This window comes from Peribacillus sp. FW305-BF15 (assembly GCF_058783805.1).
In genome coordinates this window covers 127,470-143,863 of sequence record NZ_JBYSYV010000013.1, presented here as the reverse complement: position 1 = coordinate 143,863, position 16,394 = coordinate 127,470, and the positions used below count along the sequence as shown (strand labels likewise).

Sequence of the window (16,394 nt, the reverse complement as noted above, 5' to 3'; positions counted from 1 at the left end):
CTGTTCGGCAGAAAAATTAGCCATAAAAAACACCCCGTAAATGTTAGTTTGGTGTCTAACATTTACGGGGCAGTTCACATTAACTGGCAGTCTTTCTTTTCCTTATAAATCAAGCAGATGTTTTCTTTTCTTGTCCTTTTATGGTTGTACCGTCTTTAAGGACGAGCTTTGGAGATTCATTTTTCGAAATCGTGCTGCCTGTAATTACACATTTTGCAACATCATCACGTGAAGGCAGATCGAACATCACTTCAAGGATGATGCCTTCGATGATGGAGCGCAGACCACGTGCACCAGTTTTGCGTTCAATTGCCTTTTTAGCAATTTCACTTAACGCTTCTTGTTCGAATTCCAATTCAACATCGTCAAGCTCAAGTAATTTTTGATATTGTTTAACAAGGGCATTTTTCGGCTTTGTAAGGATTTCAATCAAAGCCGCTTCATCCAATTGCTCAAGAGTCGCAATTACCGGAAGACGTCCGATGAATTCCGGAATTAATCCGAAACGAAGCAAGTCTTCAGGAAGAACTTTGGAAAGCAATTCTTTTTCTGCAACATCATCCTTTTTCACGTCAGAGCCAAAACCAATGACTTTTTGCCCAAGACGGCGTTTGATGATCGGTTCGATGCCGTCAAAGGCACCGCCGCAGATGAACAAAATATTGGTCGTATCAATTTGGATGAATTCCTGATGTGGATGTTTACGTCCACCTTGAGGCGGAACGCTTGCAACCGTTCCTTCAAGAATTTTCAATAAAGCTTGTTGCACACCTTCACCAGACACGTCACGTGTAATGGAAGGATTTTCCGATTTACGGGCAACTTTATCGATTTCATCAATATAAATGATGCCTTTTTCCGCTTTTTCCACATCATAATCAGCTGCTTGGATTAATTTGAGAAGGATGTTTTCAACATCTTCCCCAACATATCCAGCTTCCGTCAAGGAAGTGGCATCAGCAATGGCAAAAGGAACATTGAGTAAACGTGCCAATGTTTGCGCAAGAAGGGTTTTCCCGCTTCCCGTCGGTCCGATTAGGGCGATGTTACTTTTAGAAAGCTCAACATCGTCGACTTTGCTATTGGAATTGATACGTTTATAATGGTTATAAACAGCTACAGCCAAAGATTTCTTTGCCTGTTCTTGTCCAATCACATATTCGTCAAGAATTTCGCGGATTTCCATAGGTTTAGGAACATCTCTGAATTCTACTTCTTCATCAGTTCCCAGCTCTTCCTCGACGATCTCCGTACAAAGTTCTATACACTCGTCACAAATATAGACACCTGGACCAGCAACCAGTTTACGGACTTGTTCTTGTGTTTTACCGCAAAAAGAACATTTTAACTGTCCTTTTTCATCATTAAATTTAAACATGTACGTTCACCCCTTTAAATACTCTTCCAACTCTATTACATAGCGGTACCTAATCGTAAAGAAAAAAACTAGGCACACATCTGCTTAAACATTCCAAAATCCCTAGTATGTTTTGCATTTTATCATGTTCTTGGAAGTTTAGTAACAAAAATGCTCACGGTCCGAGTTGTTAAATAAGTACAATAATCAATCAATATGTATTTGCCCTTTACCAGCATGCCCAAAACTTCGGATTTTTAAAAGCAGGATTTGCTGTATAAATATGTATATGCGGTATTAGAACTAATCTACACCGAAATCCAAAAAAAATCAATCAGGAATTAACCGATATTTAAAATTTACACTAATTCTCAATATGTATAAAACAAGGCACGATTACTCGCGCCTTGTTTTTTTAAAGGAAATATTTAAATCTACTTATTTATAAAAATTATTTTGCGTCAACTGTTTTGCTGTTTTCTACCAAGAAGTCAATTGCTTTCTTAATTTTAAGATCGCCTTTGATTCCTTCTAAGTTTCCAAGAGCTTGTTTGATCGCGTCAACTTCCATATTGTACATAGTAGCCATTTGTGCAAGTTCAGCTTCTACATCTTCGTCAGTCGCTTCAAGTTTTTCAACTTCTGCGATTGCTTCAAGAGTAAGGCTCGTACGAACTTGACCTTCAGCTTCTTCTTTCATTTGAGCTTTTAAAGCTTCTTCGTCTTGACCTGAGAATTGGTAGTAAAGTTCCAAATTAAGACCTTGAGATTGGATGCGTTGAGAGAACTCATTCATCATGCGGTCAACTTCGTTTGAAATCATTGCTTCAGGAACGTCGATTTCTGCACCTTCAACAGCTTTACCAATTACAGTGTTTTGGATGAAGTTTTCTTCTTCATGTTTTTTGTCATGCTCTAATTTATGTTTTGTTTTTTCTTTAAGTTCAGCCAAAGTTTCCACTTCGTCGTCGACATCTTTCGCGAACTCATCATCCAACTCAGGAAGTTGTTTTGTTTTGATTTCGTGAATTTTCACTTTGAATACTGCTGGTTTACCTGCAAGTTCAGCAGCATGGTATTCTTCAGGGAATGAAACTTCGATATCTTTTTCAGCGCCCGTTTCAAGACCGACAAGTTGCTCTTCGAATCCTGGAATGAAAGAGTTTGAACCGATTTCCAATGAATGGTTTTCTGAAGCTCCGCCTTCGAATGCTTCACCGTCAACGAATCCTTCAAAGTCAAGAACAACCGTATCGCCTTCAGCGACTTGTCCTTCTTCTTTAACGACAAGTTCAGCTTGACGCTCTTGTAAAGTTTTCAATTCGTTTTCAACATCTTCGTCAGTTACTTCAGTATTGAATTTTTCAACTTCAACACCTTTGTAATCTCCCAATTTAACTTCAGGCTTAACTGTTACAGTTGCAGTGAAGATAAGGTTTTCGCCTTTTTCCATTTTCTCGATGTCGATTTCCGGACGATCTACAGGCTGAATTCCAGCTTCTTCGACAGCATTTGCGTAAGCATCTGGAAGAATGATATCAAGCGCATCTTGGTAAAGTGATTCTACGCCGAATTTTTTTTCGAACATTTGACGTGGCATTTTACCTTTACGGAAGCCAGGTACATTTACTTGTTTCACTACTTTTTTGAAAGCTGCGTCTAAACCTTCGTTTACTTTTGCAGCGTCAACTTCAATTGTTAGTACGCCTTGATTACCTTCTTGTTTTTCCCATTTTACAGACATGTGTTTCCCTCCAAAAATCTATATACTTCAATAATAAGCATTGGATGATTATGCTTTGCAAGTGTTAACAAGTCATCCTTCAAATATACCCCCAAAATAATGGGGAAATCGTCAAAATTAGACGAATTATACATTACAACCACTACATTATACCACAGGATTAATCTGTTACAACAGCAATAGCTTAAATAATAGGATAAGAAATTTCTTCAATTTCTTTTATATAGGAAAGAATATCCACAACGCTTTCCTCATCTGCCTGGTAAAGGTCCGCTAAGTCCCTCACGGAAACTTCTCCGGTCATGTACTCTTCCGCCAAGGCATGGTAGGCAGCTGCCCATGCAGGCAAGCTTTCAGGTCCTGGTTCAAAAGGAAACAATAAAAAAGAATGACGTTCAATCAAACTATGGACCATTTCATATAAGCTCGGATTATCCTGACTGATTTCCTCTTCGGCCAGTCCGGTCACCATCTTATAGAAGTCCGTCTCCTTCAAACTTTTCAATTCCCTTGGGATGACCGACTTCGATTGATTGAATTTCCTCACCGTCATTTCCTTGTTATACTCCTGGTCGATAAGGATGTTAAGGAGCATCGTTTTGAAAAAAGGATGTCCCTCATCTTTTTGGAGAAATTCTTCGATTTGAGGGATAAATGGTCGAATATTGATATTCGTGAGTTTTGAAATGACCATAAGCATTTCATTATCCGTTTTCCCTTCAAAAAGTTCATCCTCCTGCATTTCCTCTGAAAGCTGTTGATTTTGCCTTTCTTTCTCTTCTTTTTTATCCTCAATAGCCCTTTTACTGAACTGAAGCATCTTTTCGAAATGTTCCTCTTTATCGAAGGGAATTTGGTTTTCTTCAAATAACAGTTCGATCGTCGTGACCATTTCCTGATGCTCGCCTAATTGCAGCAGTACCATCAAATAAATATTGATCAGTTGAAAATAGTCGCCGATGCCTTTATTCAGCATCTCTATACACAACTCTTTTGCCTCCTGGTAATACTCAAGTTCAACTAGTGAGACCACCAGTCCCATGCAAACTTCATCATTTTCGGGCTCATACTCCCTGGCTTGGCTGAAAAGCTGTGCAGCCGCTTTAAAGTTCCTGTTACCAAGCTCATCCAGTCCTTTTACAATCAGCCTCTCACCGAGATTTGGAAAGGCGATAATCTTTGTTTCTCCGGCCTTCTTTTGGTTGTTCTCATCATCCATCCTATTTTCCGCCTCACCGTTCGCTTTTTGAGAAACAGTTTAGCATGTAATAGCTGGAAACACAAAAATTTATATGGGCGGATACCTTCTTTCCCGATAAAAAAAATCCCGTATCCTTTCAAATAAGAAAGGATAACGGGAAATGACTTTTTTCTATTAAATACTCGATACAGCCTTTTTTTGAGATTCATAGGCAGAAATCTCTTTATCATATTGAAGCGTTATCGAAATTTCATCCCAGCCTTTGACGAGCATTTCTTTCCAATATGGATGAATTTCAAAGCTCGTTTCAAACCCTTGACCATCTTTCAATGTCTGATTGGGAAGGTCGATAGTCAGCTCATAATCAGGTGCTGACACTCTCTCCATTAAATAGTTTACTTCAGTCTGGGTCAAAGCGATGGGGACCATGCCATTTTTCATGCAATTACTTTTAAAGATATCAGCATAAGACGGAGCGATGATGATATCGAACCCGTAGTCTTTCAAAGACCAAGGGGCATGCTCACGGGACGAACCGCAGCCAAAATTTTCACCTGCTATTAATATGGACGTGTTTTGATTATGGGGCTGATTCAATTCAAAATCAGGACGTTTCTTCCCGGTTTCATCAAAACGCCAGTTATAGAATAAAAATTCGCCAAATCCGCTTCGCTCAATCCTTTTTAAAAATTGCTTTGGAATGATTTGGTCCGTATCCACGTTTTTACGGTCAAGTGCCGCCGCTCTTCCTTTATATATAGTAATGGGTTCCATTTTCTGCACCTCCGGTTAATTCGTATTCTTATTGGACTTGTTCAGTTCTTTTCAAATTCCTAATATCGACAAATTTCCCATGAATGGCGGCCGCGGCAGCCATAGCCGGACTAACCAGGTGTGTTCTTGCCCCAGCTCCTTGCCTGCCTTCGAAGTTCCGATTGCTTGTGGAGGCACAATGCTCGCCGGCCGGAACCACGTCAGGGTTCATGCTCAGGCACATGCTGCAGCCCGATTCGCGCCATTCGAAGCCAGCAGATTTGAAAATTTCATCCAACCCTTCATCTTCCGCTTGCCTTTTGACGCTTTGTGAACCGGGAACGACCATCGCCCGAACCCCTTTTTGAACAGTTTGGCCATCGATCATTCCTGCGGCTTGCCTTAAGTCCTCAATGCGTGAATTGGTACACGATCCTATGAATACATGTTGTACGGGAATTTCCGTGATCGGCATCCCTTCCTCAAGGCCCATATACTCAATGGCTCGATTCAGTTCCTTAGGATCCATGATATCCTCTGCGAGGGTAGGTACTTTTCCGTCCACGCCACTAGCCATTCCAGGATTTGTCCCCCAGCTGACCATTGGTGAAATCAGGCTGCCATCAAGAATGATTTCTTGGTCATAAACAGCATCCTCATCACTGGAAAGTGACTTCCAGTCCTGAACACATTGCTCGAACTCTTCTCCTTTCGGCAAATATTTACGGCCTTTCAAATAAGAGAACGTTGTTTCATCAGGAGCTACCAGCCCTGCTCTTGCCCCGCCTTCAATCGACATATTGCAGACCGTCATTCTTTCTTCCATTGACATATCCCGGAAAACTTCCCCGCAATACTCAATGATATGTCCCGTACCGAAATCGACGCCGAATTTGGAAATTACATATAAAATGACATCTTTCGCCATCACGCCATGACCAAGCTTGCCATTGACCTCAAGCTTCAATGTTTTGGGTTTTGTTTGCCATAGGGTTTGTGTGGCCAAAACATGCTCGACCTCACTCGTACCGATTCCAAATGCAATCGAGCCAAACGCACCATGCGTGGAAGTATGACTGTCTCCGCAGACAATCGTCATCCCTGGCTGTGTAAGCCCTAATTCAGGCCCGATAACGTGAACGATACCTTGATCCGGACTGTCTAAATCAGCAAGGCGGATACCGAACTCCTTACAGTTTTGCTCAAGCGCCTCTAGTTGTTTCCTTGCAATATCATCCTCGATGAAATAGCGATTAACGGTTGGCACATTATGATCCATTGTCGCGAAAGTACGATCGGGTCTCCTGACTTTCCGTCCTTTTAATCTCAATCCTTCAAATGCTTGCGGAGAGGTCACTTCATGAATATATTGTAGGTCTATATAAATTAAATCCGGTTTATTCTCCTCTTCATTTACAATATGGCGATCCCATATTTTCTCTATTATCGACTTACCCATCACTATCCCACCTCGATCAATCTTGTATTTTTTTTAAAAAACACGGCCTAATGTTAGGCCGTGAAAGAAGTTTATGCATAAGCTCCCATGATGTTGGAAATGGCTTCCTGGTCTAAAAGGTTTGCTTTTATTTCTGCAATCATCTCAGAGGTAGACGTAATTGTCGGTTGGCCATTTGCGATATCGCCTGTTCTCAAGCCATATTCAAGGACCGTTTCCACCGCCTGTTCAACTGCTTTCGCCTCATCTTCCAAACCAAAGGATAGACGCAGCATGGAAGCCGCCGATAAAATCGTCCCAATCGGATTAGCCAGGTTTTTGCCTGCGATATCCGGGGCAGAGCCATGAATCGGTTCATATAGATTAGGACCATTAGTTGATATGGAGGCGGAAGGAAGCATTCCAAGCGAGCCAGTCAATACCGACGCTTCATCGCTTAAAATATCGCCGAACATATTCTCCGTCACGATAATATCAAATTGTTTCGGGTTTTTGATCAATTGCATGGCTGCATTATCAACAAGCATATGTTCAAGGATTACATCCGGATAGTCCTTGGCAATTTCTTCAGCCGTCTCACGCCACATCCTGCTGGATTCAAGAACATTCGCTTTATCCACGGAAGTTACTTTTTTCTTGCGCTCCGCTGCTAATGAAAAAGCAAGTTCGATGATGCGCTTCATTTCGCTTTTCTGATAGAAAAGTGTATCGACGACCGCTTCTTTCCCTTCTTTTTCAACGCGCTCACTTGGCTTTCCGAAATAAAGGCCGCCAGTTAGTTCCCTGACAATCACGAAATCCACATCTTCAATGAATTCCTTCTTAAGAGGAGAAGATTCCGACAAGCTGGAATAATAGCTGATTGGACGGATGTTAGCATAAAGATTCAAATCTTTTCGGATTTTCAACAAACCTCGTTCCGGTCTTAGGTGCGCAGGCTGGTCATCCCACTTAGGTCCTCCAACGGCCCCTAATAATACCGCATCGCTGTTTTTACAAATCTCCACTGTTTCATCCGGCAGGGGTGAACCTGTGCTATCGATGGCCCCTCCGCCAATCTCACCATATTGAAATTCAAAATCGTGTCCATATCTTTGGGCAACGGCTTCGAGGATTTCTACAGCGCCTCTTGTTACTTCTTTCCCGATGCCATCTCCTTGAAGCACCGCAATATTCCTTTTCATCGAAATCTCCCCTTCCTATTGTAATACTGCTTTTTCTTCCAGTTCCTTCATGATGATCACACGGTTAACAGCGTTCAAATACGCTTTGGCGGATGCTTCCAAGACGTCCTGATCAAGACCCCTGCCGCTTGTTTCCACACCGTTATAATCAATTTTCACAAAAACCTGTGCGAGGGCATCCATTCCGCCCCCCACCGATTGAATTCGATAGTCCAGCAAGTTGATCTCTTTGCCCAAACATCTTTCAAGCGTGTTATATAGGGCTTCTACACTTCCTGCACCTGTAGCCGCTTCCTGAATCTCTTCATTATCGCCTTTTTTCAGTGTGACCGTTGCAGTCGCCGTCTGATGGGTGCCATGTGAAATCTGTAAGGAAATCATGTCATAGAAACTGATATCCGTCGCTTTCTCTTCAAGCACCAGCGCAACGATATCTTCATCCGTCATGGTCTTTTTATTATCGGCCAATTCCTTGAACTGGACGAATAATGAGTTCATTTCCTCATCCGTCACCGTAAAATTCAACTCTTGTAATCTTTCTTTGAAAGCATGGCGTCCTGAATGCTTTCCTAAAACGAGTGAATTGGACGAAACCCCGACGAGTTCAGGTGATATGATTTCATATGTCGTTTTTTCTTTTAACACGCCATCCTGGTGAATGCCTGATTCATGTGCGTAAGCATTGGCACCAATAATGGCTTTATTAGCAGGAACTTGCATTCCCGTAAGGCGGCTGACCAAATCACTGGTCCTTTTAATTTCATTCAATACAAGACCCGTTTCCGCTTGATAGAAATCTTTACGGATGTAGAGTGCCATGGCCACTTCTTCAAGTGCCACGTTTCCGGCACGTTCACCAATTCCGTTGATTGTGCCTTCGACTTGCGTAGCCCCGCCTTCGATGGCCGCCAATGAATTGGCCGTCGCCATTCCAAGATCGTCATGACAGTGTGCAGATAAACTAACTTTTTCAATAGAAGGAACATGTTCACGAAGGTATCTGAAAATGTTGCCATATTCGATTGGAGCTGCATACCCTACTGTATCCGGGATGTTAATGACCTTGGCACCAGCCTGAATGACCGCTTCAACGATTTCAGCCAAATAGTCAAGTTCCGTGCGGCTTGCATCTTCTGCAGACCATTGTACGATCGGAAAACGCGCTGCTCCGTACTTAACCATTTCAACCGACCTTTCAATCACTTGCTGCTTAGACATTTTCAACTTATATTCACGATGAATGGGCGAAGTGGCGATGAACGTATGCAATCTTGGTTCTGCGCCGCCCCTTAATGAATCCCAAGCTGCATCGATATCTCCTTTTACAGCACGCGCCAGCCCTGTGACAGAGCTGTTTTTGATTTTGCGCGCGATTTCCTGTACGGAGTTGAAATCCCCTTTGGATGCTGCCGGAAAACCGGCTTCGATTATATCAACACCCAATCTTTCAAGCTGATAAGCAATTTCAAGTTTTTCGGTAAAATTTAAATTTACACCGGCGGATTGCTCCCCATCACGAAGTGTGGTTTCAAATATATTAATTTTTCGCAACGGCTACCACTTCTTTCTCTTTTTGTTGAGGTTTTACGAATGGCATCATTTTTCTTAATTCACGGCCAACCACTTCGATTTGATGTTGGTTTTCACGATTATTGATCGCATTGAAGACTGGACGATTCGCTTGGTTTTCCAAGATCCATCCTTTAGCGAACTCACCGTCTTGGATGTCTTTCAAGATCGCTTTCATTGCCTCTTTCGTAGTTTCCGTCACAACGCGTGGTCCAGAAACGAAATCTCCCCATTGAGCTGTGTCAGAGATGGAATAGCGCATGTTTTCCATACCGCCTTCATACATAAGGTCGATGATTAACTTAAGTTCATGCAAACACTCGAAATATGCTACTTCCGGTTGATATCCAGCTTCTGTCAAGGTTTCGAATCCAGCTTTCACAAGGGCAGTCAATCCGCCGCAAAGTACAGCTTGCTCTCCAAATAGATCCGTTTCCGTTTCTTCCTGGAAAGTGGTTTCCAAACCGCCAGCTCTTAAAGAACCGATTCCCCGAGCGTACGCAAGTGCCAATTCTCTTGCTTCACCCGTAACATTTTGATAAATGGCGAACAATGCCGGCACCCCTGCCCCTTGTTCATATGTACGGCGAACAAGATGTCCCGGACCTTTAGGAGCGACTAATAAAACATCTACGTCTGCCGGAGGAACGATTTGATTGAAATGTACGTTGAATCCGTGTGCGAACATTAACGCTTGACCTGCACGCAATACCGGTTTGATTTCTTCTTGGTATACTTTCGGCTGAGTTTCATCCGGTAATAGGTTCATGATCACGTCTGCCTGTTCAGCTGCTTCCTTCACTGTGTAAACATTAAAGCCGTCTTCCACCGCTTTATCGAAGGATTTACCTTTCCTGATTCCGATGATTACATCTACACCGCTGTCACGTAAGTTTTGAGCGTGTGCGTGTCCTTGTGAACCATATCCGATTACCGCTACCTTTTTATTGTTGAAGAAATTCTCGTTTGCTTCTGCGTTATAATATACTTTTGCCATAATAATTACATCTCCCTTTTCATCATTGTTTTTGTTTTTGTTTTTGTTTTTGTTTTTGTTTTTGTTTTTGTTTTTGTTTTATACGATTGTCGCACTCTTAGCGTGTGCAATTTGCATTCCACGCGGGATGGCGGCAGTCCCTGTCCTTGCCAATTCCTTGATGCCATATGGCTTGATCAGTTCAATGAAAGCTTCGATTTTATCCGATTCCCCTGTGATTTGGACGGTCACGCTATCTTTACTGACATCAATAACTGAAGCTCGGAAGGGTTCGATGACTGAATAAATCTCGGCTCGGGTTTGTGTAGTCACCAATATTTTAATGAGTGCAAGTTCCCTCGCCACAATCGATTGATTCGTAATATCATATACTTTCAAAACATCGATCTGCTTATTCAGCTGCTTGGTGATCTGTTCAATGACAGTTTCGTCATCGACATCGACCACAAAGGTCATCCTTGAAATGCCATCCTGTTCGGAAGGTCCGACAGTCATGCCTTCAATGTTATAATTTCTTTTCGTGAACAGGTTCGTAATCCGATTAAGGACGCCTGGCCGGTTGTTCACGGTGAGGCTAAGAATTCCCTTCATTGATTAAACTCCTTCCATTTCATCTAGCCCTTTTCCTTGTGCTACCATCGGAAAGACATTTTCGTTTTGTTTTACCCGGAAATCAATCAACACTGGACCATCAGTCTTTAACGCTACATCCAGGCAGTTGCTTGCTTCTTCCTCCGTCGTCACCTTATATCCCGGAATTCCATAGGCATCGGCCAATTTCACGAAATCCGGATGCGATTGAAAAATACTGTGTGAAAAACGGTTATCATGAAAGAGTTCCTGCCACTGTCTTACCATCCCTAGTGCACCGTTATTGACGATGATGATTTTGATTGGCAGATTCATTTCGGCAATCACCGAGAGTTCCTGCAGGCACATCTGGAATCCACCATCCCCCGATATGGAAAGCACCGTCGCTTTCGGATTCGCCAGCTGCGCTCCGAGAGCCGAAGGTAAGCCAAAGCCCATCGTCCCCAATCCACCGGAAGTGACCCATGAATTCGGTTTGTTAAATGGATAGTACTGTGCTGCCCACATTTGATGCTGTCCAACATCGGTCGTAACAATGGCCTCCCCATTCGTTTTTTCATGAAGCATCTGGATGACCCGCTGAGGTTTCAATACGCCTTCTTCATGGGTATAGCGCAATGGGAACTCTTCATTCCATGCAGTAAGCTGTGTTGTCCATTCATCAATTTCCGGTTTCTTGCCATTTTGCGCAATCAATTCCGAGAGTGCTTCTTTAGCACTTCCGACAACTGGAATTTTTGTCGGAACATTTTTACCGATTTCGGCTGGATCAATATCGATATGGGCAACCGTTGCGTGCTGTGCGAATTTCGCTAGATTCCCAGTCAATCGATCATCGAACCTTGCACCGATATTGATTAATAGATCACATTTCGCTAACGCCATGTTTGCTGCATAGCAGCCATGCATGCCACCCATTCCGATAAAGAGTGGATGTTCTGCCGGAAAGCCCCCAAGACCCAATAAAGTGTGGACAACGGGGATGCCTTGCTGCTCGACATATTCCTTTAATAGATGGGAGGCCTTTGCATGCAGGACACCTGCCCCTGCAAGAATGACCGGTCTTTTCGCCCCGCTTACGGCTTCAACAAGCTTTCTGATCTGTAAGTAATTCGGCTTGGTCGTCGGCTGATAGCCAGGGAGATTCATTTCTGGCTCCTCATCCGTCGATACACCTTCCAAAATGGCCATGTCCTTAGGTATATCGATCAATACTGGACCGGGCCGGCCGCTGGAAGCGATATAAAACGCTTCTTTTATGATGCGCGGAAGGTCTTCCGGCTTCCTTACCTGATAGTTATGTTTTGTGATCGGGGTAGTAATCCCCAGTACATCCGCTTCCTGGAAAGCATCCGAGCCGATTACACTGGTAGCTACCTGACCTGAAATTACAACTAGCGGTAAAGAGTCGATCATTGCATCGGCCAAACCAGTGACGATGTTCGTTGCCCCTGGACCGGATGTGACGATGACCACCCCCGGCTTGCCGGTAATCCTGGCGTATCCTTCCGCTGCATGAATCGCACCTTGTTCGTGCCTTGTCAAAATATGAAAAAGTTCTGAACTGTAAAGTTTGTCATAAATCGGCAATACAGAACCTCCTGGATAACCAAAGATGACATCAACATTTTCCTTTTTCAATGCTTCCAGCAGAAATTCGGCACCACTATAATGTGTCTTTCCACTTTTCCGATCAGCAACAACTGACTTTTGTGTCATTTCGTAAAAAACCTCCTTCGCTTTCCTAATTGATTTTTTCTCAAGATTCAGAATTTTCAGCTTTTTAAGCATACAAAAAAGCCTTTTCACCCCAAATGTACTTGCACTCGGCAAGTTAAAGGGGTGAAAAGGCTTGATGAGCCACTCCACGGTACCACCCTTTTTCGCATGAAACTCCATGCGCACTTTGAATAGACTACACTATTCTCTGTTTTGGTAACGGGTACTGGTACGCACCCGTTCAGCTCTACTAGTCAGACGTTCAAGCTGAAACTCCAAGGTGAGTTCATCTTTCGGGACAATACCGGCTCTCAGCTACCCGGCTCTCTGTGACTGCCTTTTTAAAAGACTACTTATCCTCTTCAATGCTTTTCGCATTATTCATATTTTTCGAAACGCTTATGTTTGATGTCTTGTATTTGTGATTATCTTACGTGTATTTCAGGTAGTAGTCAACAGGTTTTTTGAAATTTTTTGATAATTCTAAATTGAAAGATTCGTTGTATCCGCTTACATACCTATCATGGCCACATTTTATAAAAAAAGTTTTTTCAATTTTTAATTTTTAAAAACACCGGATATCCCAATTAAATGATTCATGTCACGCATCATCCACATGATGGCAGTCACAAGTATCGGATCCCTAAAAAAAGAATCATCCATTTTTCCTTTCAGCCTCATTTTCACTGATTGCGGACGCCACTCTTGATATAAGATTCGGCCGCCATCCCTTTTGAAGATCTCTCGTTGATAAACCGCCTGACATTCCAAGGTGAGGAAAATCACGGAACAATTCAAAATCCCCTCCCCAAACAAATCCCAGGGATTTTGCTATGGCTGCCACCCTTGTCCACTTCTCGCCCTCTGTCCACAGTGCCCGCTTGCCGTCATCACTAAGGATGACAAAATCGACTGCAAGGCCATAGTTATGAAAGGATTGCCCCCCTTTGGCATAAGTCACGATTGGCTTGGATTTATTCGTTCTGCCTCGTTCATACAGTTCATGTTGTTCTCGGAAACTTCGATAACCAGCCGTTATTTGAACAAATATCCCCGCTTCATAAGCTAATTTCACCAATTCGAGTATCGTCTCGTTCACGACCGGGTTCATACCGCTTCCCATATTTTCCTTTGCGTGATTCAATAGGGTTTGTAATTTGATGGCCATCCGAGCACCTCCCCTATATTAAATGCGAACATAACTGCAGGAGGAAAGGCTTTACCATTATTTTATTGGGGGTGTAAAGATTATCTAAAAAATGAAAAAAGGCTGAACATAAGAGATATTAATCATCCCCTAAGTCAGCCCTCCGGTTCATTTAGCCAATACATCCTCGTATTCTGCATTTTTTTCAAATTGTTTTTGAACGAACGAACATACCGGAACAATTTTCAGGTTTTCCTCCCTTGCGAATCCTATGATCTTTTCAACTAGGGCATTTCCTACCTTTTGCCCGCGAAGCTTGTCAGAAACAACGGTATGATCGACCGTGATCTCATCATCACCTGATTTAAAGAATGTAATTTCCGCTAGTTTCTCACCAGATTCTTCGACAAAAAAAGAACTTTCACCTTTTTTGATATCCACCATCATGATGACCTCCTTTTCATTCCTCTTTATCATATCTCACAAAAAGGAAATTAAACAAATATTTAAAACGTGATTGAAATTGAATAAAGCAAGTACTTTCAAGGTTTATAAAGTTAGGAATTACCCATGTGAAGTTTATTTACAAACCGATGATGGTTTATATTTTAAAAGGAAGGCAAAAGACAAAACTTGATCGATCTTTTCCCTACGCTTATACCCTTCCGGTTTCAAATTTCACCATGTTTAACTATTTCAATTTGTCTACAGAAGGGGTTCAAAAACGTATCTTTCATCAAATGATGCTCACGAAACCAACGGACCTAAAATACCCAATACCTAACTCCTATAGTATCATTTCTATCTGATTTTCATAACGAAGTTGATTGTAGAGAAAGGTGCTCGACTCCGCAGGCTCACCTAGGCCGCCCTCGGAAAGCGAGTGCCTGGATCGGAAATCCACGCCCAAATTGTAACCGCCATAACATTACAACAAACTCGTTTTCTTCGAATTAGTCTAAGTCTGAATGATTCTTTCATAACCTGAAATACAGTGTTTTTCAAGCTTTCGTTTTTTGATGGCATTAAATTAATGGAAGAAATCTTTCCGTAACGATGTGAGAATAAGTATATAATAGCAGAAACTGAAAAAACTGCCCTAATCAGGTTAGGACAGTTTTAAATGAAAACAAAATATAAAATGATCATCGATAACAATATGACCATAAAAACAGCGATTAGAATTACGTGCGCACTTGAAGACTGGAACGTCCCTTCATTGATTTGCCGTTTCTTCTGAAGATAACCGATTGTCGCCAGAACGGTAATCACAAGTCCCAATGCACACGCAAACATCCCCAGCACGATGCTGATCAAGTCAATCCGGGCATCCCGATGCACACCAATCGTAAAATGCAGGCTTGTCGCAAGAAAGCCAACTCCCACTATTGCAATCACCGTTCTTATCCATGCCAAGAAGGTGCGTTCATTAGCCAGATGCTGCTGGGCATATTTCAATTGGTTTTTCTCCATGTCATCACCTTAATCGAGCGTTTTTATCAAATGGTAAAATCAGTCATCTTTTCAGGAGCGAAAAGGCCCTGAACATTGACCCGGCAAACATTAGCCCTGCACCGCCGAGCAATAAATATATACATAGAGTTTTATCAATAACATTCAAAGGATAAAGCAAGGCCCCCAGCGCCATGATTGCCCCTATTCCCGTTATGGTCCATCCTATTTTTTTCATTCGCAACTCCTAAGATTAATTATGATTTAGTGAAGGTCCTCCACGGGTTTCCCCCTTTTTCATAGACAGGTCCCTCATTACTAGCTTAAACCATTTAAAAACTTACAACAAGTGAGATCCACCGATTATTTTTCCCACAAAAAAAGAGCCACAAATGACCCCCTGTTTTGAACACGCCCAAATTCAGCCGTTCTTTTTATCCTTTTCCATATATTCTTTTATTTTTCTTTCTTCCCACTCAGACCCGAAGTTTCCTTGTGCAAGAATGGTAATTCCATGTATCAGAACACCAATCCCCCACCCACCGAGGGGATAAAGGAACCACCAATAACCGGGATCCGTCAAAAGGTTAATCTTAATCGCAATCAACATGACATTCACCAATACATACACCATTATATGAATGTAGAATGCCTTAAGGTTTTCAACCTTTTTTTCGCCCTTAGATATCCATCTCCATTTTCCATCTCAGCCACCCCCTAATCATAAACACTTAAATATATTACCATCTGCTTCCATAATACCTTATTTTTCATAAAGAAATAAGAATGAAATGCATCAAAGGTAAACCGGGAGCCGGGAATCAAGGAGAATCCCTAAAGGCCACTTATAAGTCAGCGGGTTTCATTCTATTGTATCCCCGTTCTTCGTAAGGCTGTATTTTTTCCATCCACTTTTCTTCAAGTTTTTTCAATTCCCGTTTAGCATCAAAAAACCCTGTTTCTTTTGGCTTCAATACCTCCAGTACCTCAAAAGAAAATGCATCTTTCCCATATTGGTTCCACTCACTCTGCAGCACTTTATTGGTGTTTGTCCCGACTTCCAATTCAAATTGTTTCCCCTTCAACGTCTTTAAATTCCTGGTGCTTCCGATAAAGACTTTATTATTTACCGTATTTCTGATTTGGTATATCCCTGCTTCAACCTTTGTTTCTTTATATAATTGCTTCAATTCTTTTTTACGATCCATCTTTCTTGCCTCC

15 protein-coding genes, 1 pseudogene and 1 other annotated feature are annotated in these 16,394 nt (G+C 42.2%); all 16 genes and pseudogenes read right to left on the bottom strand.

Going from position 1 to position 16,394, the window contains the following annotated elements:
* Nucleotides 1-109 precede the first annotated feature (109 nt).
* Nucleotides 110-1,378: an ATP-dependent protease ATP-binding subunit ClpX gene (gene clpX, locus AC3WLU_RS15800; RefSeq protein WP_101222811.1), complete on the bottom strand. Its 1,269-nt coding sequence runs from the start codon at nt 1,376-1,378 to the stop codon at nt 110-112.
* A 430-nt stretch (nt 1,379-1,808) separates the two neighbouring features.
* Nucleotides 1,809-3,101, bottom strand: a complete 1,293-nt coding sequence (gene tig / locus AC3WLU_RS15795) for a trigger factor (RefSeq protein WP_251539747.1) — start codon at nt 3,099-3,101, stop codon at nt 1,809-1,811.
* A 184-nt stretch (nt 3,102-3,285) separates the two neighbouring features.
* Nucleotides 3,286-4,320, bottom strand: coding sequence for a tetratricopeptide repeat protein (locus AC3WLU_RS15790; RefSeq protein WP_492597525.1), 1,035 nt, complete (start codon nt 4,318-4,320; stop codon nt 3,286-3,288).
* Nucleotides 4,321-4,476: 156 nt separating this feature from the next.
* Complete coding sequence (leuD, locus tag AC3WLU_RS15785) at nt 4,477-5,076, bottom strand: 3-isopropylmalate dehydratase small subunit (RefSeq protein WP_034308930.1); 600 nt, start codon at nt 5,074-5,076, stop codon at nt 4,477-4,479.
* A gap of 28 nt (nt 5,077-5,104) precedes the next feature.
* On the bottom strand, nt 5,105-6,514 hold the full coding sequence (gene leuC / locus AC3WLU_RS15780) for a 3-isopropylmalate dehydratase large subunit (RefSeq protein WP_034308934.1): 1,410 nt from the start codon (nt 6,512-6,514) through the stop codon (nt 5,105-5,107).
* Nucleotides 6,515-6,585: 71 nt separating this feature from the next.
* Nucleotides 6,586-7,698, bottom strand: a complete 1,113-nt coding sequence (leuB, locus tag AC3WLU_RS15775; RefSeq protein ID WP_492597524.1) for a 3-isopropylmalate dehydrogenase — start codon at nt 7,696-7,698, stop codon at nt 6,586-6,588.
* A gap of 15 nt (nt 7,699-7,713) precedes the next feature.
* On the bottom strand, nt 7,714-9,249 hold the full coding sequence (locus AC3WLU_RS15770; RefSeq protein ID WP_034308937.1) for a 2-isopropylmalate synthase: 1,536 nt from the start codon (nt 9,247-9,249) through the stop codon (nt 7,714-7,716).
* Nucleotides 9,236-10,264: a ketol-acid reductoisomerase gene (gene ilvC, locus AC3WLU_RS15765; protein WP_048688871.1), complete on the bottom strand. Its 1,029-nt coding sequence runs from the start codon at nt 10,262-10,264 to the stop codon at nt 9,236-9,238. Before ilvC ends, AC3WLU_RS15770 begins: the two co-directional genes overlap by 14 nt.
* Nucleotides 10,265-10,342: 78 nt before the next feature.
* The gene (gene ilvN / locus AC3WLU_RS15760) at nt 10,343-10,855 is read right to left on the bottom strand and encodes an acetolactate synthase small subunit (protein WP_034308941.1); all 513 of its coding nucleotides are present in this window, start codon (nt 10,853-10,855) and stop codon (nt 10,343-10,345) included.
* 3 nt (nt 10,856-10,858) lie between these two features.
* The gene (gene ilvB, locus AC3WLU_RS15755) at nt 10,859-12,574 is read right to left on the bottom strand and encodes an acetolactate synthase large subunit (protein WP_053535859.1); all 1,716 of its coding nucleotides are present in this window, start codon (nt 12,572-12,574) and stop codon (nt 10,859-10,861) included.
* A 116-nt stretch (nt 12,575-12,690) separates the two neighbouring features.
* Nucleotides 12,691-12,949 (bottom strand) — a binding site (T-box leader).
* Nucleotides 12,950-13,229: 280 nt separating this feature from the next.
* Entirely contained in the window at nt 13,230-13,742 is a 513-nt protein-coding gene (locus tag AC3WLU_RS15750; protein ID WP_492597523.1) for a M15 family metallopeptidase, read from the bottom strand.
* Between the two features lie 147 nt (nt 13,743-13,889).
* Entirely contained in the window at nt 13,890-14,168 is a 279-nt protein-coding gene (locus tag AC3WLU_RS15745; protein WP_230136395.1) for a GNAT family N-acetyltransferase, read from the bottom strand.
* 672 nt (nt 14,169-14,840) lie between these two features.
* Nucleotides 14,841-15,194 (bottom strand): YidH family protein, encoded by a 354-nt coding sequence (locus tag AC3WLU_RS15740; protein ID WP_034308949.1) that lies wholly within the window; start codon nt 15,192-15,194, stop codon nt 14,841-14,843.
* 43 nt (nt 15,195-15,237) lie between these two features.
* Nucleotides 15,238-15,411 (bottom strand): hypothetical protein, encoded by a 174-nt coding sequence (locus tag AC3WLU_RS15735; protein ID WP_164468799.1) that lies wholly within the window; start codon nt 15,409-15,411, stop codon nt 15,238-15,240.
* Nucleotides 15,412-15,594: 183 nt separating this feature from the next.
* A pseudogene (locus AC3WLU_RS15730) lies at nt 15,595-15,878 on the bottom strand (2TM domain-containing protein).
* Nucleotides 15,879-16,018: 140 nt separating this feature from the next.
* Nucleotides 16,019-16,381 (bottom strand): GIY-YIG nuclease family protein, encoded by a 363-nt coding sequence (locus tag AC3WLU_RS15725; protein WP_098185757.1) that lies wholly within the window; start codon nt 16,379-16,381, stop codon nt 16,019-16,021.
* Nucleotides 16,382-16,394 lie beyond the last annotated feature (13 nt).

Coding starts and splice junctions, on each gene's coding strand:
- clpX (WP_101222811.1), bottom strand. CDS start 1,378: ATGTTTAAATTTAATGATGAAAAAGGACAGTTAAAATGTTCTTTTTGC.
- tig (WP_251539747.1), bottom strand. CDS start 3,101: ATGTCTGTAAAATGGGAAAAACAAGAAGGTAATCAAGGCGTACTAACA.
- AC3WLU_RS15790 (WP_492597525.1), bottom strand. CDS start 4,320: ATGGATGATGAGAACAACCAAAAGAAGGCCGGAGAAACAAAGATTATC.
- leuD (WP_034308930.1), bottom strand. CDS start 5,076: ATGGAACCCATTACTATATATAAAGGAAGAGCGGCGGCACTTGACCGT.
- leuC (WP_034308934.1), bottom strand. CDS start 6,514: ATGGGTAAGTCGATAATAGAGAAAATATGGGATCGCCATATTGTAAAT.
- leuB (WP_492597524.1), bottom strand. CDS start 7,698: ATGAAAAGGAATATTGCGGTGCTTCAAGGAGATGGCATCGGGAAAGAA.
- ilvC (WP_048688871.1), bottom strand. CDS start 10,264: ATGGCAAAAGTATATTATAACGCAGAAGCAAACGAGAATTTCTTCAAC.
- ilvN (WP_034308941.1), bottom strand. CDS start 10,855: ATGAAGGGAATTCTTAGCCTCACCGTGAACAACCGGCCAGGCGTCCTT.
- ilvB (WP_053535859.1), bottom strand. CDS start 12,574: ATGACACAAAAGTCAGTTGTTGCTGATCGGAAAAGTGGAAAGACACAT.
- AC3WLU_RS15750 (WP_492597523.1), bottom strand. CDS start 13,742: ATGGCCATCAAATTACAAACCCTATTGAATCACGCAAAGGAAAATATG.
- AC3WLU_RS15745 (WP_230136395.1), bottom strand. CDS start 14,168: ATGATGGTGGATATCAAAAAAGGTGAAAGTTCTTTTTTTGTCGAAGAA.
- AC3WLU_RS15740 (WP_034308949.1), bottom strand. CDS start 15,194: ATGGAGAAAAACCAATTGAAATATGCCCAGCAGCATCTGGCTAATGAA.
- AC3WLU_RS15735 (WP_164468799.1), bottom strand. CDS start 15,411: ATGAAAAAAATAGGATGGACCATAACGGGAATAGGGGCAATCATGGCG.
- AC3WLU_RS15725 (WP_098185757.1), bottom strand. CDS start 16,381: ATGGATCGTAAAAAAGAATTGAAGCAATTATATAAAGAAACAAAGGTT.